Here is a 19,663-nt window from a genome sequence, read left to right as displayed (position 1 = left end):
AGTTGTTGCACAAGCTCTTGTGGTGGGCATCTCCCTTGTATGCGTGGGGTGTTGCGGGCTGAGACGTTGTGGGTGGAGACCTTCACCGGGCTGCGGATGGACCGGTTCGTGAAGCTGGTGAAGGTGGTGCGTGAACGTGGTGGCAACGGTCCCGGCGGAGGCCGGCCGTGGGCCCTGCCGTTGGCCGAGCGGGTGCTGTTGGTGGCCGTCTATTACCGGACCAACCTCACGATGCGCCAGCTCGCTCCGCTCTTCGGGGTCTGCCCGGCGACCGTCTGCCGGGTCATTCACCGGCTGCGCCCGCTGCTGGCGCTGGAGCCGGCCCCGCGGCCACTCACCGACACCGACCGGCTGTGGATCGTGGACGGCACCTTAATCCCGGTCCGCGACCGGGGCGTGGGCGCCTCGTCGCGCAACTACCGGTTCTCGGCGAACGTGCAGGTCATCATCGACGCCGACACCCGCCTGGTGATTGCTACCGCCCGCCCGGTGCCGGGCAACAAGGCCGACGCCCACGCCTGGCGCGAGTCCGACCTGCCCGCGAAAAGTGCGGGCGTCACGGTGTTGGCAGACGGCGCGTACTGGGGCACCGGCCTGGTGGTCCCGCACCGCAAACGGGCCAACCGCCCGCTGCTGCGCGGCCAGGAGGAGGACAACGCCGCACACCGCAAGGTCCGGGCCCGGGTCGAGCACACCTTCGCCCGGATGAAGAACTGGAAGATCCTCCGCGACTGCCGCCAGAAAGGACCCGGCCTCCACCACGCCGTCCAGGCCGTCGCCACCATGCACAACCTTGCCCTCGCCGGATGAATCCGCAGGCCAGAGCCGCCCACCGGCCTGCCCGCACCCACCCTTGTGCAACAACTTTTAGTCGTGCCCCCGGACCCCGAGCCGGCAGTCTCGCAAGGCCCGGGCATCTTCTCCGGCGAGGGCGACCGTACGACTCGCGGGGCCCGGCCCGGGACGCCGGGCCGGACCCCGCGGTTTTCACACACCGCTCCAACCGGGTGCCGGCGCCTATCGGGCGAGGGTGACCTTGATGGGGGTGTTGGGGCAGGTCACCGCGGTCTGTGCGAGTGCGTTCGCCTCGTCGGCGTCGACCGCCAGCTGCCACCGCATCTTGACCGCCGTCCAGTTCGCGACGTACGTGCACTGTGCGCCTTCGAACGGCGGCTGCGTAGGATTGCGACACTTCGAAGCACGAGTTACGGTGTATAACGTAAGTGTTCGCCAGTAAGGCGAATGTGTTCCGTCGCCGTCTCGAAAGGGCTGGATCATGGCTGCAGCACCGGGTTCACTTCACACTGTTCTGGGGGCCGGCCCTGCGGGCACCTCCGTCGCGCTGGAGCTCGCGCGGCGTGGGCACTCGGTCCGGCTCGTGGACCGCGGCGGTTCCGGTGAGCCGCTGGAGGGCATCGAGCGAGTCGCGGGGGACGTCGGCACGCTGGAGGGGGCGCTCGCGGCGATCGAGGGGGCGGACGTGGTGTACCACTGCGTCAATGTCGCCTACCACCTGCAGGTCGACGTCATGCCGGGCATTCAGGAGGCGGTCCTGGGCGCTGTGGAGCGGACCGGCGCGCGTCTGGTCGTCCTGGACACGCTGTACCCCTACGGCGAGACGCACGGCGAGGCCATGACGGAGGACACCCCGTGGCGGGCGACGACGGCCAAGGGCAAGATGCGTGCCACGCTGGACGAGAACTACCTCACCGCGCACAAGGAGGGCCGCGCGAGGGTCGTCCTGGGACGCTCGGCGGACTTCGTGGGCCCCCGGGTGCTGAACTCCACACTGGGCGGGGCGGTCTTCCCTGCCGCGCTCATGGGCGGCGAGGTCCTGGCGCTCGGCGACATCGACCTCAAGCACAGCTACACCAGCATCCTGGACGTGGCCCGGGGCCTGGCCACCCTCGGCGAGAACCCGGAAGGCGACGGCCGCGTGTGGCACCTGCCCACCGCCCCCGCCCGTACGACCCGGGAGATCTTCGGCGTGCTGGGCGGCCTGGTGGGCCACCCGCTGGAGAGCGTCGCGATGGACGAGCCCCGCCCGTTCGGTCCGTTCGACGAGACGTTCATGAACTCCTACGCCGAGCTGTTCTACCAGCACACCGAGCCGCAGACCATGGACTCCACCGCTATCCAGCAGAAGTTCGGCATCGAGCCCACCGCGATCGAGACGACCCTGACGGAGACCCTGGAGTGGTACCGGGGCTTCCTCGCCGCCCAGGCCAAGGGCTGAAACCCACACGTGCGCGCACAGGGCATGCCCTCGCCCGGCGGTGGACCCTAGGAGGGCGTCGACCTGTAGCGACAGCGATACATTGACGCAATTGGGATACCACCGAGCCGGGCGATCCGGTGCCAGCAGCAGGAGGTGTGGAATGGCGGCCCGCGTCAGCAGTCCGCGTGAGCGCTATCGCGAGCAGACCCGTGCGGAGATCAAGGAGGTTGCCGTCAGGCAGCTGGCCGCCGGCGGTGTCGAGGGCGTGGCACTCCTGCGGATCGCGAAGGAGATCGGGACGTCCGGTCCGGCGCTGTACCGCTACTTCGCCAGCCGCGACGAGCTCCTCGCGGAGCTGGTGCTCGACGCCTACCAGGGCGCGGCCGACGCCGTCCACGCGGTAGACACCCGAGAGGGCGGGCGGGCCGTGCTCCACGCCCTGACCGGCGCCTACCGGGCGTGGGCCGTGGCGCAGCCGCACCTCTACCTGCTCATCCAGGGCACCCCGGTGGCGGGTTTCACCGCGCCGGCCGAGACCGTGCTGAAGGCGCGCTCGGTCCTGGGACCGTTCCTGTCCGTCTTCGCCGAGGGGCGGCCGCCGGCCGCCGTGGACCCACTCCTTGAACAGCTGCGGACATGGCTGGACGAGGAGCCCGAGGTGGCGTCCTGGGTCCGGCAGTGGACGGACCGGCCCGCCGGACCAGCGGCGGCCGTCGCGCTCGCCGGTGCGGTGATGATCTGGCCGCAGATGCATGGCGCGGTCAGCCTGGAGATCGCGGGCCAGTTCACCGGCATGGGACACGACCCTGCCACCCTGCTCGACGTACAGACGGACCTCCTGGCCGGCACCTTCCAGCTCCCCTGACCGCCGGAGCCCCCTCGCCGATCAACGGAGCACCGCACCTCAGGCAGCCCCGCCGACACCCGTCGGCGGGGCTTTCCGCGCTGCGCGCGCGCTCCTCCGCGGCCACTCTGCCAGCGGGAAGGCACCACACGACGACATTTGCTTGCTTTGGCAAGTAGGTGCACACTGGTTATTGCTTAGGCAAGTAAGTTGTAGGTGCCGGCCCATGGGACGGCACTGCCAAATCTGTGAGGGATCTATGTCCAGTCAGTCGATCTCGCCCGTCCCGCCTGCCGAGGGGCATGCGGTCGAGGGGCTTCCGGGCTTCGCCCACCGTTATGCCGACGTGAACGGAGTCCGTCTGCATTACGTGGACGGCGGCAGCGGGGAGCCGGTGGTGCTGCTGCACGGCTGGCCTTTCACCTGGTTGGAGTTCCGTGCGACCATGCCGCTGCTGGCGGCAGCCGGGTACCGGGTCATCGCGCCGGACCTGCGCGGGTTCGGATTCTCCGACAAGCCCGAGTCCGGGTACCGGAAGGTGGATGTCGCCAGGGACGTTGCCGAGCTGATCGAGCAGCTCGGACTTCCGCCCGTGAACCTGGTGGGCCAGGACATCGGGATGATGGTCGCCTTCGCGCTGGCCGCCGCCCGCCCCGATCTGGTGAAGAAGGCCGTCCTCAACGAGGCTCTGATCCCCGGCTACGGTCTGGAGGACTACATGGACCCCGCCCGCGGCGGCTACCCCCACTTCGCATTCCACATGCAGGTCGACCTGGCGAGCATGCTGACCGAGGGCAAGGAGGCCGAGTACCTCCTGCCGCTGTGGGACGTGATGTCGGTGAGCCAGGACAAGTCCTGGACCCGGGAGCTGCTGGCCTCGTACCAGGCCCCGGGCGGCATGCGCGGCGGATTCCAGCACTACGGGACCCTGGTCCAGGACATCGATGACGCCCGTACCCTCCTCGGGGACGGCAAGCTCGCCATGCCGGTGCTCACTGTCAACGGCGAGCACGGCATCCCCGCCGCCCAGACCGCCGCCAGCGTGGCACGCGTGGCCGAGCCCTCCCGCTTCGAGCAGGACATCGCCCCCTCCAGCGCGCACACCCTGGGCGAGGACAACCCCGCCTGGTACGCCGCCCGCCTGGACCGCTTCTTCCGCAGCTGACTCGCTGTGCCGTGAGGGCGGAGAGCACGCGCCCGTCCGCGTGCGACTCCGCCCCTGCAGGAGCACCGCCCCTGCACATCTGGAGAGACTTTCATGAGTACCCCCCGTCCTCCTCGCGTCGCCGACGCGGGGCACGCCTCGCGCTGGAAAGCGCTTTTCTTCATCGCCCTGGCCCAGCTGATGGTCGTCCTGGACGCCACCATCGTGAACATCGCCCTGCCCTCCGCCCAGCAGGACCTGGGGCTCAGCGACAGCAACCGCCAGTGGGTCATCACCGCCTACGCCCTTGCCTTCGGCGGCCTGCTCCTGCTGGGTGGCCGGATATCGTCGATCTGGGGCCTGCGCAAGACGTTCTCCGTCGGACTGACCGGCTTCGCCCTGGCGTCCGCGCTCGGCGGCGTGGCGACCAATGAGGCCATGCTGCTGAGCGCCCGCGCTCTGCAAGGCGCGTTCGGGGCCCTGCTGGCGCCGGCCGCCATGGGCCTGCTCTCGGTCACCTTCAGCGACGCGCGTGAGCGGGCGAAGGCGTTCGGGATCTTCGGAGCGATCGCCGGCGGTGGAGGGGCGGTCGGCCTGATCCTGGGCGGCCTCCTCACGCAGTACCTGGACTGGCGCTGGACGTTCTTCGTCAACATCCCCTTCGCCGTCATCGCCGTGGCCGGCGCGGTGACCGTGATCCGGGACAACACCGACCGCTCCGAACACACCGCGCTCGACGTCCCGGGTGCCCTGCTCTCGACGCTCGGTATCGGCTTCCTCGTGTACGGCTTCACCGCGGCGGAGACCGACGGCTGGCTCAGCGTGGTGACCCTCGGATCGTTCGCAGCCGCCGTGGTGCTGCTCATCGCCTTCGTCGTCCGCCAGCGCACGACCCACTCGCCGCTGCTGCCCCTGCGTGTCGTCCTCGACCGCAACCGCGGCGGGGCCTACCTCTCGCTGGGCATGTCGCTGGCAGGAGTCTTCGCCGTCTTCCTGTTCCTGACCTACTACCTCCAGGTCGTCCGCGGCTACACCCCCGTCACCACCGGACTGGCCTTCATCCCGCTCATCGCCGGGATGATCGTCGGCAACACGCAGATCGGCGGGCGCCTGATGACCCGCGTCCGGCCCAGGCTGCTGATGTCCGGCGGTTTCCTGGCCGCGGCCCTGGGACTGTTCCTGCTGTCCACCATCGTCCTGGACACGTCCTACGCGGCCGTCATCCTCCCCGGCCAGCTGATCATGGGCCTCGGCCTGGGAGCGGCGTTCTCCCCTGCGATGAACCTCGCCACCCAGGGCCTGCGGCCCGAGGACGCCGGAGCGGCCTCCGCGATGGTGAACACCTCGCAGCAGATCGGCGGCGCCGTCGGCACCGCCCTGCTCAACACCATCGCCGCCTCGGCGACCGTCGCCTACCTCGACCAGCACACCTCCGGCGCCGCCCGTCAGAACCAGGCGCTGACCGAGGGATACAGCCAGGCGCTCCTCGTCGGTGCGGGAATCCTGCTCCTGTCGACGCTCGCCGCCGCCCTCTTCATCAACGCCGATGTCGTCCGCCAGCAGCCCCAGGAAGACCAGGAAGCCGTTCCCGCCCTGGCGCACTGACCCGCCAACCCGGAACGCGCGTTGTGGCCTGTCCCGCCGGAAACCGGCGGGGCAGGCCACATCGCGCTGCGGGCGGTCAGCCGCTCCCCTCGCCGGCGGTGCACGAGCCGTCGGGGATGAGATGGGCGGTCACGGCCCGCAGAGCGTCGGCGAGAGCCGGTGCCGAGCCCTCGGGCAGGTGGTCGAGGAAACGCCGGCGCGCACTCGCCTGGTGGGCGGAGCGGGCACCCTCCCAGCACGCCAAACCCTCCTTCGTGAGAACGGTGACGTTGCCACGCCCGTCGGAGCCGTCCCGCACCTTGGCCACCAGTGACTTGGATGCCAGCGCGGTGACGAGTCGGGTGATCCGGCTGGGTGTCAGTCCGGTGCGCACGGCGATCTCCGACATGCGCAGTCGGCGCCCCGGTGCCTCGTTCAGGACGCTGAGGACGGAGAACTCCGTCAATGGCAGGCGTGTCGCCTGCAGCATGTCCTCCTCCAGCAAGCGCGGCAGCGCATGGACCAGACGACCCAGCTCACGCCACACCTCCGCCTCCTGCGCCGACAGCACCGGATTCTTCTCCTCTGCGGACTCCGTCATCCCCCCAGTTTGCCATGTCCTTGCCTGAGCAAGTTACTGTTGTCTTTGCCTAGACAAATACACCCCCCCGAAGAGGGACTCCCTCCATGAAAATCCTTGTCCTCGGTGCCACCGGCTACGCCGGCTTCCACATCTCCCGCGCCCTGCGCCAGGAAGGCCATTCCGTCCTCGGCCTCACCCGCGACGCCACCAGCGCCCGCTCCAGGGAACTCCTCGTCGAGGAGGTCCGCCCCGTCGAAGGGCTGATGTCCGACCCCGACACCTACCGGGCGGCCCTGGAGGAGGCCGACGCCGTCGTGTGCGCCGCCCTCGACATGAACGACCCCCTCGGCAGCGACCGGCTCCTCTTCCGCACACTCCGCGAAGCCCAGGAGCGCACGGGGCGAAGCCGCCACCTGGTCTTCACCACCGGCATCACCTTCCTCGCCACCACCGGCGAGGTCTGGGACGAGAAGACCCCCGCCGACCCCGCCAACCCGCTCCACCTGCGCGCCCAGGCCGAACAGGACCTCGCCGACAGCGGCCTGCCCCACACCGTGCTGCGCCCTTCCTTCATCTACGGCGGCAGCGGACGCAGTTCGAAGACCGCCCAGTGGTTCGCCGCCGCCCGCAAGGGCGAGCCGGTCTTCTACGGCGACACCATCAAGCGCTACTCCTGGGTCCACATCGACGATCTCGCTGCTGCCTACGTCGCCGTCCTGCGGCGACCCGAAGCGTTCGACGGTCAGGTCTTCATGCTCGGCGACGAGCACCAGCCCGCTCTCCTCGATGTTCAGCGGGCATGCCTGAACGCTGCCGGCTACACCGGCAACATCGCCTTCCAGAGCGCGGAGGCAGGCGGCATGCTGGAGAGCTGCGCCGACCGTGACGAACTCGTCGACAGCACCAAGGCGCGCACCGTGCTCGGGTGGCAGCCGCGCCACCCGGGCATCCTGGAGGACACCCTCACCTACTACGCCGCGTGGGACCGAGCGCAGCCACAGAACTGATCCACACGCCACGATGGTTCAGAAGTCGCGTGCGGGACCCAGCCGGCCGGGCACCGGCCGTGAGGCGCGTCCCACGTGTTGAGCGGGCGGGGGCGGTGCTGTCCGGGTGGTCAGTTGAAGGACTGGCGTACTTGGTCCTGCAGGGTCGTTAGTTGATGTCGCGGTACCGGCCGTTTTCCGCGGCGCTGAAGGTCGGGGTGGTGGCGACGACGAGCTGATACCAGAGGCCGATCGCCGCTGCCGGGTCGTGCTCTCTACTGATCGCTTCGCGTAGTTCGTCGAGGGTGCCGCGGCTCTCGACGGTAAGGGGCAGCCGGTGACGCTGCTGATCTCTTCGGCGATCTGCTGGGGAGTGGCCTCGGTGGCGGCGAAGGTGCGCACGCCCGCGGGTGCGGTGTCGTCCAGGGCCAGGCGGGCGGTCAGGCGTGCGGTGTCCTCGACAGTGGTCATGTTCGAGGGTTCGTCGCCGGTACCCCAGCAGGCGACGGTCTGGTTGCCGTGGTCCACGATGCCGCCTGTAGGACTGACCATTTGTCAAGGAAGCCGCCCGTCAGAACGTGCAGCACCTCCAGGCCCAGGGTGTCGATGATCGCATCGGCCCGGCGCCTGGCGGCGAACATGGGAGCGCCCGGATCGGCTGCGAAGATGTCGATCGCGAAGTCCGAGGGGATCAACCGCCGCACCCCGCTGTGCTCAGCGGCCCGCGCCGGCTTCACCTGCCCGTCGGTGACGACGCTGTCGCCTCCCTGGACGGCGCTGACGACCACGTCCACGCCGGAGGTGGCCTCCGCGAGGGCGCCGTGATCTTGGAGGTCCCCGGGAACCACGACGGCCCCTTGCGCCACCAGATCGTCGATCCCGGCCTTCTTGGCAGGGTCGCCGAGGGACCCGTCCCGCACCAGGAGACCCAGTCTTCCGCCCTGCGCGACGGCGGGTTCGTTGAGCAGGGGCTTGCGTACGTTTTCCGGCGGTGCATGCCGAGCGTGCACCGCTCAGGGGGTGTCGGCGCGGCGGATGAGCCGGACGACCAGGATGACCCGATCGGTGACGGTGTCCTCTTAAGGTGCTGAAGGCGGGTGACTGCCGCGCGAAACGGGCGAAGGCCCTGTCGCGTTCAGCTCCGGGGAGTTCCTCGGCCGTGGCAGGAACCTTGCGCACGCCGCCGGGAGCCGGTACCTCGATGTCGATGTCGGGGTAGGCGCGGAGATTGCGGACCCACGCCGGGTCCTTCTGAGCGCCTCGGGCGGCCGCGACGACGAACCACGCTTCTCCGGCGGACAGGGACATGGCGGGCCTCACGCGTTCCTGGCCGGTCCCTGCTCCGATGGCGCGCATCAGGATCAGATTCGATCCGAATCCGGCAGAGCTCACGTGGCCGTTGTTGGCCCGGAACTCGGCAATGATGCTGTCGTTGAGATCGCGGTACTGGTCCACGAGAGCCTTCTGGGCATGCGGCGACGTCAGCCGTACCGGAGAACGGGTCACCGGCCGGCCTCCTGCGCCCGACCTGCACCCCACATAACTGTACGGACGCGTACAGAATTCCCGTTCCTGCCGATAGGATTCTTGCGGCAACCCGATGGCCCTATCCGGTGGGGCGCGGGGAAGTGCGCCCCGGGCCGCCTTCGGGCTCTCTCTGCGGGTTCTGCAGCAGGGGCAGCAGGACCTGGTCCACGAGGCGCTCCTGCTCGTCGCGGCCCGGCACCCGGCCGGTGAAGAGGGCATCGAAGAGCAGCTGCCCCAGGGTGAGCTTGAGGCAGGCGGGCACGTCGGCACCCGGTCGCAGCTCTCCGCGTCGGCGGGCCTGCTCCGCGATGGCCGCACCGATCTCGCGGCTGGTGCGCTCCATCTGTGACCGGGCCGCATCGCGCAGGCCCTGGTGGTCGCGCACGGCCTCGACCAGGCTCACCAGCGAGACCCCGTTCCTGCCGCGCAGCGCAGCGGCCACTTCGCCCGTCGTGGCGAGCAGGTCCTGGCGCAGGCTGCCGGTGTCGGGGGTGACCACGACGCGCCCCTCCGACTGCCTGCGCAGCGCCTCGGCGACCATCTCGTCCTTGGTCTTCCACTTGCCGTAGATCGTCGCCTTGGACGCGCGGGCGCGGGCTGCCACGGCGTCGACCGTCAGCGCCTCGAAGCCTGCCTCGGCCACCAGCTCCAACGCGACCGTCAGGATCGCGTTCTCGCGGGCGCGGCCCCGCTTCGGTGAGCCGGCAATGGCGGCGCTGTCGGCCGGCGGGGTGGAGGAAGGGCTGGTGGGAGGCACGGGATCACCTTACGGCCGGGCGGTACACGAAGGGGCGGCGCCTCGCAGGAATAGTGAACGGTGTCGTACAGTTTTATCGAGCAAGGTTCTGTACGTCAGCGTACAGAAATGGCACGCCTGCCGTGCAGCGCGCGCTTATCCGTTTCCCCAGGGAAGGCACCACCATGACCACCGCTTTTGATCCGATCAAGGTCGGCCCCTACGAGCTGAAGAACCGCGTCGCGATGGCTCCGATGACTCGCAGCCGCGCCTACGGCCCCGACCGCAGCCCCTCTCCGATGGCCGCCGAGTACTACGCCCAGCGCGCGAGCGCCGGCCTGATCGTCACCGAGGGCACCCAGCCCAACGTGATCGGCCAGGGTTACCCCTTCACCCCCGGCCTCCACAACGACACCCAGGTCCAGGCATGGCGCCGGGTCACCGAGGCCGTCCACGCCAAGGGCGGCGTGATCTTCGCCCAGCTCATGCACACCGGCCGCATCGGCCACCCGGCCAACTACGACACCCCCCTCACCCCCGCCGGCCCCTCCGCCGTCCAGGCCGCCGGGCAGACCTTCACTCCCGAAGGCATGAAGGACTTCGTCGTACCGGTCGAGATGACCGCCGACGACATCCGCCAGACCATCGAGGACTTCGCCACCGCCGCGCGCAACGCGATCGCCGCCGGATTCGACGGCGTCGAGATCCACGGCGCGAACGGCTACCTGCTGCAGCAGTTCCTGTCCACCAACGCCAACACCCGTACCGACGAGTGGGGCGGCAGCTCCCACAACCGGACCCGCTTCACCGCCGAGGTCGTCGAAGCCGTCGCCGCCGCGATCGGCGCAAACCGGACCGGGCTGCGCATCTCCCCGGCCAACCCCTTCAACGACATCGTCGAGGACGACTACACCGAGACCTACCCCCTGCTCCTGGAATCGATAAACCCTCTGGGGCTGGCCTACCTCCACGTCATGGAGACCATGGCCCCCGACTTCACTCCCGTCCTGCGCGAGCAGTGGAACGGCGTCTTCATGCTCAACCCCGCCACCCCCGGCTCGCGCGCCGGCACCGAGCAACTGCCCCTCATCGAGAACGGCGCGGCCGACATCCTCTCCTTCGGCCAGCTCTTCATGGCCAACCCCGACCTCCCCCACCGCCTCGCCACCGGAGCACCCCTCACTGAAGCCGACATGAGCAAGGCATACGGCGGCGACGCCGCCGGCTACACCGACTACCTCACCCTCGAGAACAGCTGAACCCTTCTACAGGTGAAGTCGAATCGAGCCTGAGCCCACCACCAACTGCCTGCCCGCCCGCCGCCCTCAGGCGCGGGCGGGCAGTCCCGGTCAAGTTCGGCTGCATCCGGGGCGCTCACTGCACTGAGACCGTGGCCCCCCGTGACGGCGCGATCGGAGCGGGCGTTCAGCGTCCGGCGGTCTGCAACCGGGCGATCCCCTCGTCCAGGGCGGCCTCCAGGTGGGTGCTGGTGCCAGTGGCCACAAGCAGGACCACCCCGCCCTGGATGCCGGCCAGCAGGGCGGCCGCGCTGCGGTCGGCGTCCAGGGCGCGCGGTACCAGCCCGGCGGCTCGCAGGGCCCGCACCCCGGCGGCCAGCTTCGCCTGCCACTGGGCGGTGAGCTGCGTGACGACGGCCTGAGCGCCGGGGGTGGAGCGGCCGGCGCGGGCGAGGACGGTGTGCAGGGGGCAGTTGGGTCCCTGCTCGGTGTAGCGGGTCACCACCCGGTCGCGCCAGGCGTTCCAGGAGGCCCAGGTGGACAGGTTGTCCAGCTCGGGCTGCTGGTCGGCCAGGACACGCCCGGCCTCGTGCTGTGCGACGGCCAGCAGCAGCTCTTCCTTCCCGCCGGGGAAGTAGTGGAAGAGCTGGCTCTTGCTGGTCGCGGTACGCGTGAGGACGTCGTCCAGGGTGAGGTCGGCGCCGTGCTGACGGAGCTCGGCCGCCGTGCCCTCCACGATCCGCCGCCGCGTCCTGGCCCCGCGGGGGGTGCTGCCCGCCCCGCTCACGGCACCAGAAGGAGTTTGCCCTGGGTGCGGCGGGACTCCAGATCCATGTGGGCCCGGGCGGCTTCGCGCAGCGGGTAGCGGGCTCCGACGGTGACCTTCAGGCGGCCGGCCAGGACGTGGTCGAACAGTTCCGCGCCGCGTCGGCGGAGCGCTTCGGGGGTGCGGACGTGGTCGCCGACCTTCGGTGCGGTCAACAGAATGCTGTTCTGCAGGTCGGTCGTCTTCAGGGTGGGGACGCCCATGTACGGGCCGTAGTAGGCGAGGGTGCCGTGGACACGCAGGCTGGCCAGCGAGGAGCGGAACGTCTCGGAGCCGGCACCGTCGTAGGCCACGTGCACGCCCTGTCCGTCGGTCAGTTCGCGTACGCGGCCCTCGAAGCCGCCGCCGCTGTGGACCAGTACGTGTTCGGCGCCCGCAGCGCGCGCCGCTTCCTCCTTCTCCGGCCGCGACACGATGCCGATGACGTGGCCGCCGCGGGCCCGGATGAGCTGGGCGAGGAGCTGGCCCACGCCGCCGGCGGCGGCGTGGACGAGGGCAGTGTCGCCCGGGCGGACGTCGTAGGTTTCGGTGGTGAAGTGGTTCGCGGTAAGGCCCTGCATGAGCAGGCCTGCGGCGGTGTCGTCGCCGACGCCGTCGGGCACCGGGACCAGGGACGTGGCGGGAACGGCCAGGTACTCGGCGTAGCTGCCGGGGTGGTAGAACCAGGCGACCCGCTGCCCCGGGGTGAATTCCTCGGCGCCGGGTCCGGTTTCCACCACGCGGCCGACGCCCTCGACGCCGATGCCGCCGGGGAAGTTCCAGCCGGGGGTCGGAGTGGTGCGCACACCGGTGTCCATGTAGTTGACGCCGGAGGCGATCAGCTGGACGAGGACATCCCCGGGCCCGGGAACCGGCCGCGGCACTTCACGCCACTGCATGACTTCGGGGCTGCCGTAGTCCTCGACGATGATGGCGTGCATACGAAAACACTCCTTTACAAGCGATGTGCCCAAGTTTGTTACTCGGGCTCATCGAGCCTAGGAAGCTCCGAATTGGACTCGCAAGTCCAATCGGAGACCAGTCAGGCGCCCGGCCCATCAGCCGCCAGGGGCGCCCATCCACGTAGCCGGTCTGGCAAAAGCAGTCGTTGAGCTGACCGATCGCGGCGGCATCCCGGTCCCGCTAGCCTGCCCAACCGTCCCCTCGGCGTCATGAACGCCGCCACCGCTGGAACTCCAGTACGTCTGATTCCGTCGGACAAGGGCGCCCCGTCCCCGAGATCGCGAAGAAGCTGACTATCGAGGTCGGCAAGAACGCGGGCAAGTCCCCGTCGGTCGCCTCGTTCTACCGGGCGCTCGCCGAAGCCGAGGCCACCGCGGCCGACGACGGCCTGCCCCTGCGGTCCAAGCCCGTATGCATCCGCCGGCCCGAGGACCCGCTCACACCCGAAGAGATCAACCTCCGCGAACGGCTCCAATCCCGGCCCCACCCGAACGCCGAGATGCGGTAGGCCTGCCCACGACCTGCCCCGATCCCATGATCACCGCCTTAGCGTTAACCGCTGTACCGCTGTTCCTACCGACGCCAATTGCATCAGATGCGAATAGGCGACATCCGTCCTGGAGATTGGCCATGAAGCGCATGGACCTGGTCTCACCAGGGGCGTTGCCCTCGGAGTCACGGTAGCGGTCTCCTCGGCGGACATCTGCACCAGGAAACACCCTGGCGAACTGTCGTCCACCTGCGTGACCTTTTGATGGACAGCGGCGTCCTGCCGCGTGTCGACCGGCAGCTCATGCTCTATCAGCGTTGGCTGACTGAACGGCTCGCCACCGTTGAGGACCCCGAACAACGTCGCCATCTGCAGCACTTCGCCGTCTGGCACCAGATGCGGCGCCTGCGGAGCAAGGCGGAGAAAGGGCCGTTGGGACGCTCCCAGACGAGCCAGACGAAGCAGGAGATCACCCAGGCTAGTGCGTTCCTCATCTGGCTTGCCGACCGAGGCCGCACCATCGAACACTGCCAGCAGGCCGACCTCGACGCCTGGCACACGGAGAAGCTGGCCACCCGGCGCCCGGCCCAGACGTTACTGCGCTGGTGCATGAAGACGAACCGGATGTCCCGCCTCACCCTGCCACCCCAGGTCATCAACCAGGACCAAGCGCCGCTGCACCAGCATCGCCGACTCGCCATTCTCCGGCAGGCACTCAACGACGCTCTGTCCCTGCGGGCCCGGGTCGCCGCCGCGCTCGTTCTCCTCTACGCGCAACCCGTCACCAGCATCGTCCGCCTCACGGTGGACGACGTCCTCGACTACGGGGCCACCGTCGCCGTCCGGCTGGGAGATTCGCCGTCCCCGCTTCCGGAGCCCGTCGCTGACCTCATGCGGACCTAGATCCAGTCTCGCCAGCACCTGCCCTACGCCAGCAGCAGAAGCTCACAGTGGCTCTTCCCCGGCCGCCAGCCCGGACAGCCCATGAAACCGGTCAGCCTCCTAGTCCACCTGCGAGAGATCGGCGTCCCGCCGCAACGCGGCAGGACCTCCGCGATCCGACAACTCGTCCTCCCGGCCCCTGCACCCGTCATCGCGAAGGCACTCGGCTACCACGATAAGACAGCCACCCGCCTGGTCACCGAAGCCGGAGGCACCTGGAGCCGATACGCCCCTGGCGACCACTCACGGTGACGTCAGGATTGACCTCACTGAGTCCAATTGTGGAAGCGCGCCCGCTTGGGACCGCACGCGCCGTCGGCGAGGGCTTTGTCGTGAGACCGCTGCACGGCGGCGTCGGGTTCGGCCTTCGGTGCATTCATGGGGATGTAGGCCCCGGAGTAGACGACGCACGACGAGTCGTAGACCGGCCACAGCGCCCATGACGCGAACGCGACGACGGCGGCGATCACTGTGAGAGGGCGGCGTCTCTCGTCTGCTGATGTGGCCGAAACCTGGCTGGACCTCCTGCGAGGGGTAGGCGAAACATTCCCCTGCTCGTGATGGCTAAGGGGGTAGCCGTGGGCTACGAGTCGTCTTCGGGGCTCGGTTCGTCCTGGAGGGCTGGCCCGGGACCAAAATCGTTGGGGAGTTCGCTTTCGACGGAGTGGAAGGTGATCCCGGCAGGCAAGCGGGGATCGCGGCGGGTGTCCTCGCTCTCGGGATCCAGGAGGCTCTGGGGATCCAGGAGGAAGGCGCCATCGGTATCCAGGGCGACGGAGCCGTCGGCGTACTGAACCTCCTCGACGCCGGTGACGGCGTCGAGGCCGGCGGCCAGCGTGCCACTGCCCGAGGTGCCCCACCTCACCTCGGTGATGGCGACGGTAATCATGGATTCCCGGTCGGGTCGATGACGGGCACGTCCAGGTCGACGGTGGTGGCGCCTGGGTCGATCTGGACGGTGTAGGAAGCGGACTTACTGTTGGCAGGGTTCCCGACGTCGGAGAATGTCGCCTTGATATCCGCGAGGACCTGCCCGTCCAGGGATCCGCCGGAGACCACCAGTACCTGCTTCTCAGGGACCTGATGGTAGGTATCACCTGCCTCATATCCTGCGACGTGTACCCGCGCGCGGTGAGCGCCCAAGGTCTTGCGCTGCATGCCTTCACGGGCCACCGTGGCCGTCACCGTCGGGACCGGCTCGTCGGGGGTGCCTTCGGCGAACTTCTCCCTGACCGACACGACGGTGACATCGCTGTAGGAGACGGAATAGATGTTGCCGAGCGTGTCCTGCTCCTGCACGAACTCTCCCTGGAATGGGGGGGACATGGATCGGCCTGGGTGTAAAGACACGGGAAACTGCCGCAGCCAGTGCCGGCATAGATTCTCCCCAGAGTTCTGGCGCATTGTGCAAGATCGACAAACCCCGTGCCGCTGAGGCCGCCGTGCACGACATGATCGACGGCCCTCTCTCGGAAACTGCGAGGTAAGTCCGGACAGATCCGGCCGCCACCGTTCGGATCTACTTCGTAGCGCACACGTCGAAGTGGTCCGGTCCTGTGATCTTCAACCGGACAGGCAGGGGAGATCACGAATGCCCGGTCGAGCACCTCCGGAGAGGTTACTGAGAGTGGTCAACTAACTGGCCGTACGTGGGGAATTTCCACTCGCCGCTGTCACTTGTGCCAGCAGACGATGGCACCTTCGACGACCACACACGGTGACACCACGACTGACCTCACCGAGGAATACACGACACCTCAACAGGTGGGCCTACCAGTCCCAAGGCCGGGTGAGGGCGCGGACGTGGTCGGGCGTCCACCAGCGGGTGAGGGCGGCGAACGCCGGCTGGTAGAAGGTGGCCGTCATGGCGATACCGGTGAGGAGCCAGCCGGCGGTGAACACGGGCAGGTTGGGCGCGTGGGCGACGATGAGGATGCTCAGGACGCCGAGGGCGGATCCGCCGGTCATGACAGTGCGGGGGCCGCGGTGGTCGATGATGCGGCCGACGCGGATACCGGCGAAGGCGGAGACGAGCAGGGCGGCGGAGAATGCCGCGGTGGTCGCCCCGGCGGGCCAGCCGGTTGCCGCGGTGGTCTGCGGGTTCAGGACGGGGAAGGCGTAGAAGACCATTTCCCCAGCTGGTGATCTGTGTGGCGCACAGGGCGGGCAGCACGGCGCGGGGCCGCGACCGGTCCCCTGTTCAGGTCGCGACCCCGGCCGTATCGAGGCGGGTCACGGGTGTCAGCAGCCGCCGGTGGTGGGGGCGGTGCCGATCTGCACGGTGGCCGGTGCGGCGCAGCAGCCGTCCCCGTCCTCAGCCCCGGGTGCCGGGGCAGCTTGCGGGTCGTCGAAGAGTCCGGCGCCGCCGCACACCCCGGTCTCCGGGAGGGTCAGCTCGACGCGGTCGGCGGCTTCCTGGTCTCCGGCGAGGGCGGCAGCGATCGAGCGGACCTGCTCGTAGCCGGTCATGGCGAGAAAGGTGGGGGCGCGGCCGTAGGACTTCATGCCGGCGAGGTAGAGGCCCTGTTCGGGGTGGGAGAGCTCGCCGGCGCCGTGCGGGTAGATGGTGCCGCAGGAGTGCTGGTTGGGGTCGATCAGCGGGGCCAGCGCGGTGGGTGCCTGGAGGCGTTCGTCGAGGCCGAGGCGCAGTTCGTCCAGGAAGGAGAGGTCCGGGCGCAGGCCGGTCAGGACGATGACTTCGTCGACCGTGTCGAGGCGGCGGCCGTCCTCGGCGACGAGGATGATCTGCTCGCCGTCGGGTTCCAGAGCGGTGGTGCGGAATCCGGTGACGGCGGTGGCGTGTCCGTCGTCGACGGCCGCTTTCGCGGCCAGGCCGAGGGCGCCGCGGGCGGGGAGCTGGTCGGCGCTGCCGCCGCCGAAGGTGGACCCGCTGATCCCGCGCCGCAGGACCCACACCGAGTGCGTGCCTTCGGTGTCCTTGGCCAGGCGGGCCAGGGCAGCGAGTGCGGTGAACGCGGAGGCGCCGGAGCCGATGACCGCGGTGCGCTTACCGGTGTAGCGGGCCTTGACCGCAGGGTCGTTGAGGTCGGGGATGCGGTAGGAGACGCGGTCGGCGGCGGCGCGCTCTCCTAGGGCGGGCAGGCCGTCGGCGCCGATGGGGCTGGGGGTGGCCCAGGTGCCGGAGGCGTCGATGACCGCGGTGGCCAGCAGGCGCTCCTCGCGGCCGTCTGCGTGGGTGACGTGGACGGTGAAGGGCTGGGTGTCCCGGTCGGCGTCGACGATGCGGTCGCGGCCGAGCCGGGAGACGCCGGTCACCTTCGCGCCGTACCGAACACGGTCGCCGAGGGCGTCGGCGAGCGGCTGGAGGTACAGCGTCACCCAGTCGCCGCCGGTCGGGTACGTTCCGCCGTCGGGCTTGACCCAGCCGGTGGGGGCGAGCAGCTTCTCCGCTGCGGTGTCGACGAGTTCGGCCCAGGTGGAGAACAGCCGCACATACCCCCACTCCCGCACGGCGGCGCCCGCCGCCGTTCCTGCTTCCAGGACGAGGGGAGTGAGGCCGCGTGCGGTGAGGTGGGCGGCGGCGGCCAGGCCGACGGGGCCGGCTCCGATCACCACGGTGGGAAGGGTGGTGGTGGACGCGTTCATGAGGACTCCCCCAAGTCTTTAAGTCTTTGCATCGATGTCTGTCGATGGCTTGCGCCGTCAGCATCGCACCTGATTCGATGTTGGTCAACATAGATGTTTGCCGAATCAGCGGGGTTTTTCATGGCGTTTCCCGATGTCGCAATCATCGGGGGCAGCCAGTCCGGCCTGGCTGCCGCCCGGAGCCTGCGGCTGCTCGGGCTCGCGCCGGTGGTCCTGGAAGCATCCGGCAGTCCCGCGGGGTCATGGCACCCCCGGAAGTTCGAGGGCCAGCGTGTCGTGGTGGTCGGCGGCGGGAACTCTGCCGTGCAGATCGCGCACGAACTTGCCGCCACCTCCCGCGTCACCCTCGCCTCCCGGGCGCCGCTGTCCTTCCTCGACCAGGTCCGCGACGCCCGCGACGTCCACCACTGGCTCACCTCCACCGGGTTCGACGAGCTGCCCGCCCCCTGGCTCGCCCCCCACGTGAGCGGCACGCTCGTCCTGGACGACGGCCGCTACCGCACGGCCCTGAAGAACGGGCGCTTCGAGCGCCGGGAAATGTTTGCCGCACTGGACGGCCCGCACGTTGTGTGGAGCGAAGCCGAACGCGAGCGGGTGGACGTGGTGCTGCTGGCCACCGGCTGCCGCCCGCACCTGGACTACCTGACCGCCCTCGGCGCCCTGGACGGCGACGGAATGCCCTTGCAGGCCGGAGGGCTTTCCCTCACCCACCCCGGACTGGCCTACCTGGGCCTGGAGTTCCAGTGGTCCTTCTCCTCCAACACCCTGCGCGGCTTGGCCCGCGACGCCGCGTACGTAAGCGGCCCGCTCGCCGCGCACGTCCGCAGGGCGCCCGCCGCCGTGGGGCTCTGAGACCGGTGAGCGGGCAGTCGGCACGGGGCGACGGGTCCGGCCTCTGCCGCTGTGATTCGACATGTGTCAACATAGACACATGTCGAATGATCGCGCGTTGCCCCTGCTGGAGCCGGACGTGCAGCCCTGCTGCCCGCCCCTGAACGAGCGCCCGCTGACCGCTGAGGAAGCGGTCCGTACGGCGGCGATGTTCAAGGCGCTGGGTGACCCGGTGCGGCTGCGCCTGTTCTCCGCTGTCGCTTCCCATGAGGGCGGAGAAGCATGCGTGTGCGATATCTCTGACGTGGGGGTGTCGCAGCCGACGGTCTCCCACCACCTCAAGAAGCTCAAGGTCGCGGGTCTGCTGACCTCCGAGCGGCGCGGGACGTGGGTCTACTACCGGGTCGAGCCCAGCGTGCTGGCCGCCATGGGTCAGTTGCTGACCTCCGCCGCCCGCTGAACCGTGCCCCTGTCCGCCCCCGGATGAGTCCCCTGAAGGAGCCTTTCGTGTCCTACCCCGCCGTGTCGGTGACCGTTGTGCCGCTGGAGCCTGCGCACGCCGCACAGGTGCGGGAGATCTACCAGGCAGGAATTGACGAGGGCCACGCCACCTTCGAGACCATCGCCCCCACCTGGGACGTCTTCGATGCCGGCAAGCTGCCCGAGCACCGCTTCGCCGCCCTCGACGAGGACGGAAACCTCCTGGGGTGGGCCGCGGTGAGCCGGGTCTCCGAGCGGAGCGCGTACGCCGGGGTGGTCGAGCACTCGGTGTACGTCCACCCGCGCGCACGCGGTCGCGGCGTGGCATCCGTCCTGCTCACGACGCTGATCAACTCTACGGAGGCGGCCGGGATCTGGACGCTCCAGGCCGGCATCTTCCCGGAGAACAGTGCCAGCCTCGCCCTCCACCGGCGGGCAGGTTTCCGTGTCATCGGCACCCGCGAGCGTATCGGACGCCACCACGGGGCCTGGCGTGACGTGATGCTGCTGGAGCGTCGCAGCCCGGCAGTGACCTGACCCCTCCTCACCGCTGAACCGGCCAAAGAGCGCGGCGAGTTGTCAATGGGGGCGGGGATGATGTCCGAGTGAGCATCAACATCGCCTGGGCCCGCGCCGAGCTGGCCGAATTCTGAGGATCACCGAGTACTTCCTGCCTCCACCCCCGG

Annotated in this window: 20 protein-coding genes and 2 pseudogenes; 11 read left to right on the top strand and 11 right to left on the bottom strand. The window is 69.4% G+C overall.

The features are described from left to right. Window positions 1–39 precede the first annotated feature (39 nt). The 5 genes from ACIQM4_RS28015 (at window position 40) to ACIQM4_RS27995 (ending at window position 5,811) form a co-directional block, all read left to right on the top strand. On the top strand, window positions 40–810 hold the full coding sequence (locus tag ACIQM4_RS28015) for a transposase family protein (protein WP_401597069.1): 771 nt from the start codon (window positions 40–42) through the stop codon (window positions 808–810). A gap of 466 nt (window positions 811–1,276) precedes the next feature. After that, a complete protein-coding gene (locus ACIQM4_RS28010) occupies window positions 1,277–2,236 on the top strand; it encodes an NAD-dependent epimerase/dehydratase family protein (RefSeq protein WP_401597066.1) in 960 nt (319 codons plus the stop codon). Window positions 2,237–2,378: 142 nt separating this feature from the next. Beyond that, a complete protein-coding gene (locus tag ACIQM4_RS28005) occupies window positions 2,379–3,083 on the top strand; it encodes a TetR/AcrR family transcriptional regulator (protein ID WP_401597064.1) in 705 nt (234 codons plus the stop codon). A 238-nt stretch (window positions 3,084–3,321) separates the two neighbouring features. Beyond that, entirely contained in the window at window positions 3,322–4,227 is a 906-nt protein-coding gene (locus ACIQM4_RS28000) for an alpha/beta fold hydrolase (protein WP_401597061.1), read from the top strand. A gap of 93 nt (window positions 4,228–4,320) precedes the next feature. Next, the gene (locus tag ACIQM4_RS27995; protein ID WP_401597059.1) at window positions 4,321–5,811 is read left to right on the top strand and encodes an MFS transporter; all 1,491 of its coding nucleotides are present in this window, start codon (window positions 4,321–4,323) and stop codon (window positions 5,809–5,811) included. 76 nt (window positions 5,812–5,887) lie between these two features. Here ACIQM4_RS27995 and ACIQM4_RS27990 read toward each other — a convergent pair whose 3' ends face one another. After that, window positions 5,888–6,391 carry a MarR family winged helix-turn-helix transcriptional regulator gene (locus tag ACIQM4_RS27990; protein ID WP_401597056.1) on the bottom strand — a complete coding sequence of 168 codons (504 nt, stop codon included), beginning with the start codon at window positions 6,389–6,391 and terminating at the stop codon, window positions 5,888–5,890. An 86-nt stretch (window positions 6,392–6,477) separates the two neighbouring features. Here ACIQM4_RS27990 and ACIQM4_RS27985 point away from each other — a divergent pair, with 86 nt between their 5' ends. After that, window positions 6,478–7,380, top strand: coding sequence for an NAD-dependent epimerase/dehydratase family protein (locus ACIQM4_RS27985; protein WP_401597054.1), 903 nt, complete (start codon window positions 6,478–6,480; stop codon window positions 7,378–7,380). Window positions 7,381–7,826: 446 nt separating this feature from the next. Here ACIQM4_RS27985 and ACIQM4_RS27980 read toward each other — a convergent pair whose 3' ends face one another. The 3 genes and pseudogenes from ACIQM4_RS27980 to ACIQM4_RS27970 all read right to left on the bottom strand — a co-directional run bounded on the left by ACIQM4_RS27980 (window position 7,827) and on the right by ACIQM4_RS27970 (window position 9,643). Next, window positions 7,827–8,369, bottom strand: a complete 543-nt coding sequence (locus ACIQM4_RS27980; RefSeq protein WP_401597051.1) for an NmrA family NAD(P)-binding protein — start codon at window positions 8,367–8,369, stop codon at window positions 7,827–7,829. 85 nt (window positions 8,370–8,454) lie between these two features. Further along, window positions 8,455–8,814, bottom strand: a pseudogene (locus ACIQM4_RS27975) (nitroreductase/quinone reductase family protein); the annotation flags it as partial. A 151-nt stretch (window positions 8,815–8,965) separates the two neighbouring features. After that, on the bottom strand, window positions 8,966–9,643 hold the full coding sequence (locus ACIQM4_RS27970; RefSeq protein WP_401597048.1) for a TetR/AcrR family transcriptional regulator C-terminal ligand-binding domain-containing protein: 678 nt from the start codon (window positions 9,641–9,643) through the stop codon (window positions 8,966–8,968). 164 nt (window positions 9,644–9,807) lie between these two features. On the opposite strand from ACIQM4_RS27970, the gene ACIQM4_RS27965 reads away from it, so the two are divergent. Then, window positions 9,808–10,881 carry an alkene reductase gene (locus ACIQM4_RS27965; protein ID WP_401597045.1) on the top strand — a complete coding sequence of 358 codons (1,074 nt, stop codon included), beginning with the start codon at window positions 9,808–9,810 and terminating at the stop codon, window positions 10,879–10,881. 166 nt (window positions 10,882–11,047) lie between these two features. Here ACIQM4_RS27965 and ACIQM4_RS27960 read toward each other — a convergent pair whose 3' ends face one another. Beyond that, window positions 11,048–11,647, bottom strand: a complete 600-nt coding sequence (locus ACIQM4_RS27960) for a TetR/AcrR family transcriptional regulator (RefSeq protein WP_401597042.1) — start codon at window positions 11,645–11,647, stop codon at window positions 11,048–11,050. Then, entirely contained in the window at window positions 11,644–12,606 is a 963-nt protein-coding gene (locus ACIQM4_RS27955; RefSeq protein WP_401597039.1) for a quinone oxidoreductase family protein, read from the bottom strand. Before ACIQM4_RS27955 ends, ACIQM4_RS27960 begins: the two co-directional genes overlap by 4 nt. Before the next feature lie 776 nt (window positions 12,607–13,382). On the opposite strand from ACIQM4_RS27955, the gene ACIQM4_RS27950 reads away from it, so the two are divergent. Continuing rightward, complete coding sequence (locus tag ACIQM4_RS27950; RefSeq protein ID WP_401597038.1) at window positions 13,383–14,021, top strand: hypothetical protein; 639 nt, start codon at window positions 13,383–13,385, stop codon at window positions 14,019–14,021. Window positions 14,022–14,326: 305 nt separating this feature from the next. On the opposite strand, the gene ACIQM4_RS27945 is transcribed toward ACIQM4_RS27950, so the two are convergent. The 5 genes and pseudogenes from ACIQM4_RS27945 to ACIQM4_RS27925 all read right to left on the bottom strand — a co-directional run bounded on the left by ACIQM4_RS27945 (window position 14,327) and on the right by ACIQM4_RS27925 (window position 17,666). Beyond that, window positions 14,327–14,530 carry a hypothetical protein gene (locus tag ACIQM4_RS27945; protein WP_401597035.1) on the bottom strand — a complete coding sequence of 68 codons (204 nt, stop codon included), beginning with the start codon at window positions 14,528–14,530 and terminating at the stop codon, window positions 14,327–14,329. Window positions 14,531–14,643: 113 nt separating this feature from the next. Beyond that, on the bottom strand, window positions 14,644–14,949 hold the full coding sequence (locus ACIQM4_RS27940; RefSeq protein WP_401597032.1) for a hypothetical protein: 306 nt from the start codon (window positions 14,947–14,949) through the stop codon (window positions 14,644–14,646). Continuing rightward, window positions 14,946–15,359 (bottom strand): hypothetical protein, encoded by a 414-nt coding sequence (locus tag ACIQM4_RS27935; protein WP_401597030.1) that lies wholly within the window; start codon window positions 15,357–15,359, stop codon window positions 14,946–14,948. The genes ACIQM4_RS27940 and ACIQM4_RS27935 overlap by 4 nt, the downstream gene beginning before the upstream one ends. Window positions 15,360–15,848: 489 nt before the next feature. Then, window positions 15,849–16,233: pseudogene (locus ACIQM4_RS27930) on the bottom strand (MFS transporter); the annotation flags it as partial. A 68-nt stretch (window positions 16,234–16,301) separates the two neighbouring features. Next, a complete protein-coding gene (locus tag ACIQM4_RS27925; protein WP_401597027.1) occupies window positions 16,302–17,666 on the bottom strand; it encodes an NAD(P)-binding domain-containing protein in 1,365 nt (454 codons plus the stop codon). A 120-nt stretch (window positions 17,667–17,786) separates the two neighbouring features. On the opposite strand from ACIQM4_RS27925, the gene ACIQM4_RS27920 reads away from it, so the two are divergent. The 3 genes from ACIQM4_RS27920 (at window position 17,787) to ACIQM4_RS27910 (ending at window position 19,514) form a co-directional block, all read left to right on the top strand. Beyond that, entirely contained in the window at window positions 17,787–18,518 is a 732-nt protein-coding gene (locus ACIQM4_RS27920; RefSeq protein WP_401597025.1) for a hypothetical protein, read from the top strand. 79 nt (window positions 18,519–18,597) lie between these two features. Then, entirely contained in the window at window positions 18,598–18,957 is a 360-nt protein-coding gene (locus tag ACIQM4_RS27915; protein WP_401597023.1) for an ArsR/SmtB family transcription factor, read from the top strand. A 23-nt stretch (window positions 18,958–18,980) separates the two neighbouring features. Continuing rightward, window positions 18,981–19,514 (top strand): GNAT family N-acetyltransferase, encoded by a 534-nt coding sequence (locus ACIQM4_RS27910; protein ID WP_401597021.1) that lies wholly within the window; start codon window positions 18,981–18,983, stop codon window positions 19,512–19,514. Window positions 19,515–19,663 lie beyond the last annotated feature (149 nt).

The organism is Streptomyces sp. NPDC091272 (assembly GCF_044757485.1).
In the GTDB taxonomy this organism is placed as follows: Bacteria; Actinomycetota; Actinomycetes; order Streptomycetales; family Streptomycetaceae; genus Streptomyces.
Note: the sequence above shows the minus strand (reverse complement) of the source record. Positions and strands in the feature narration are given on the sequence as shown.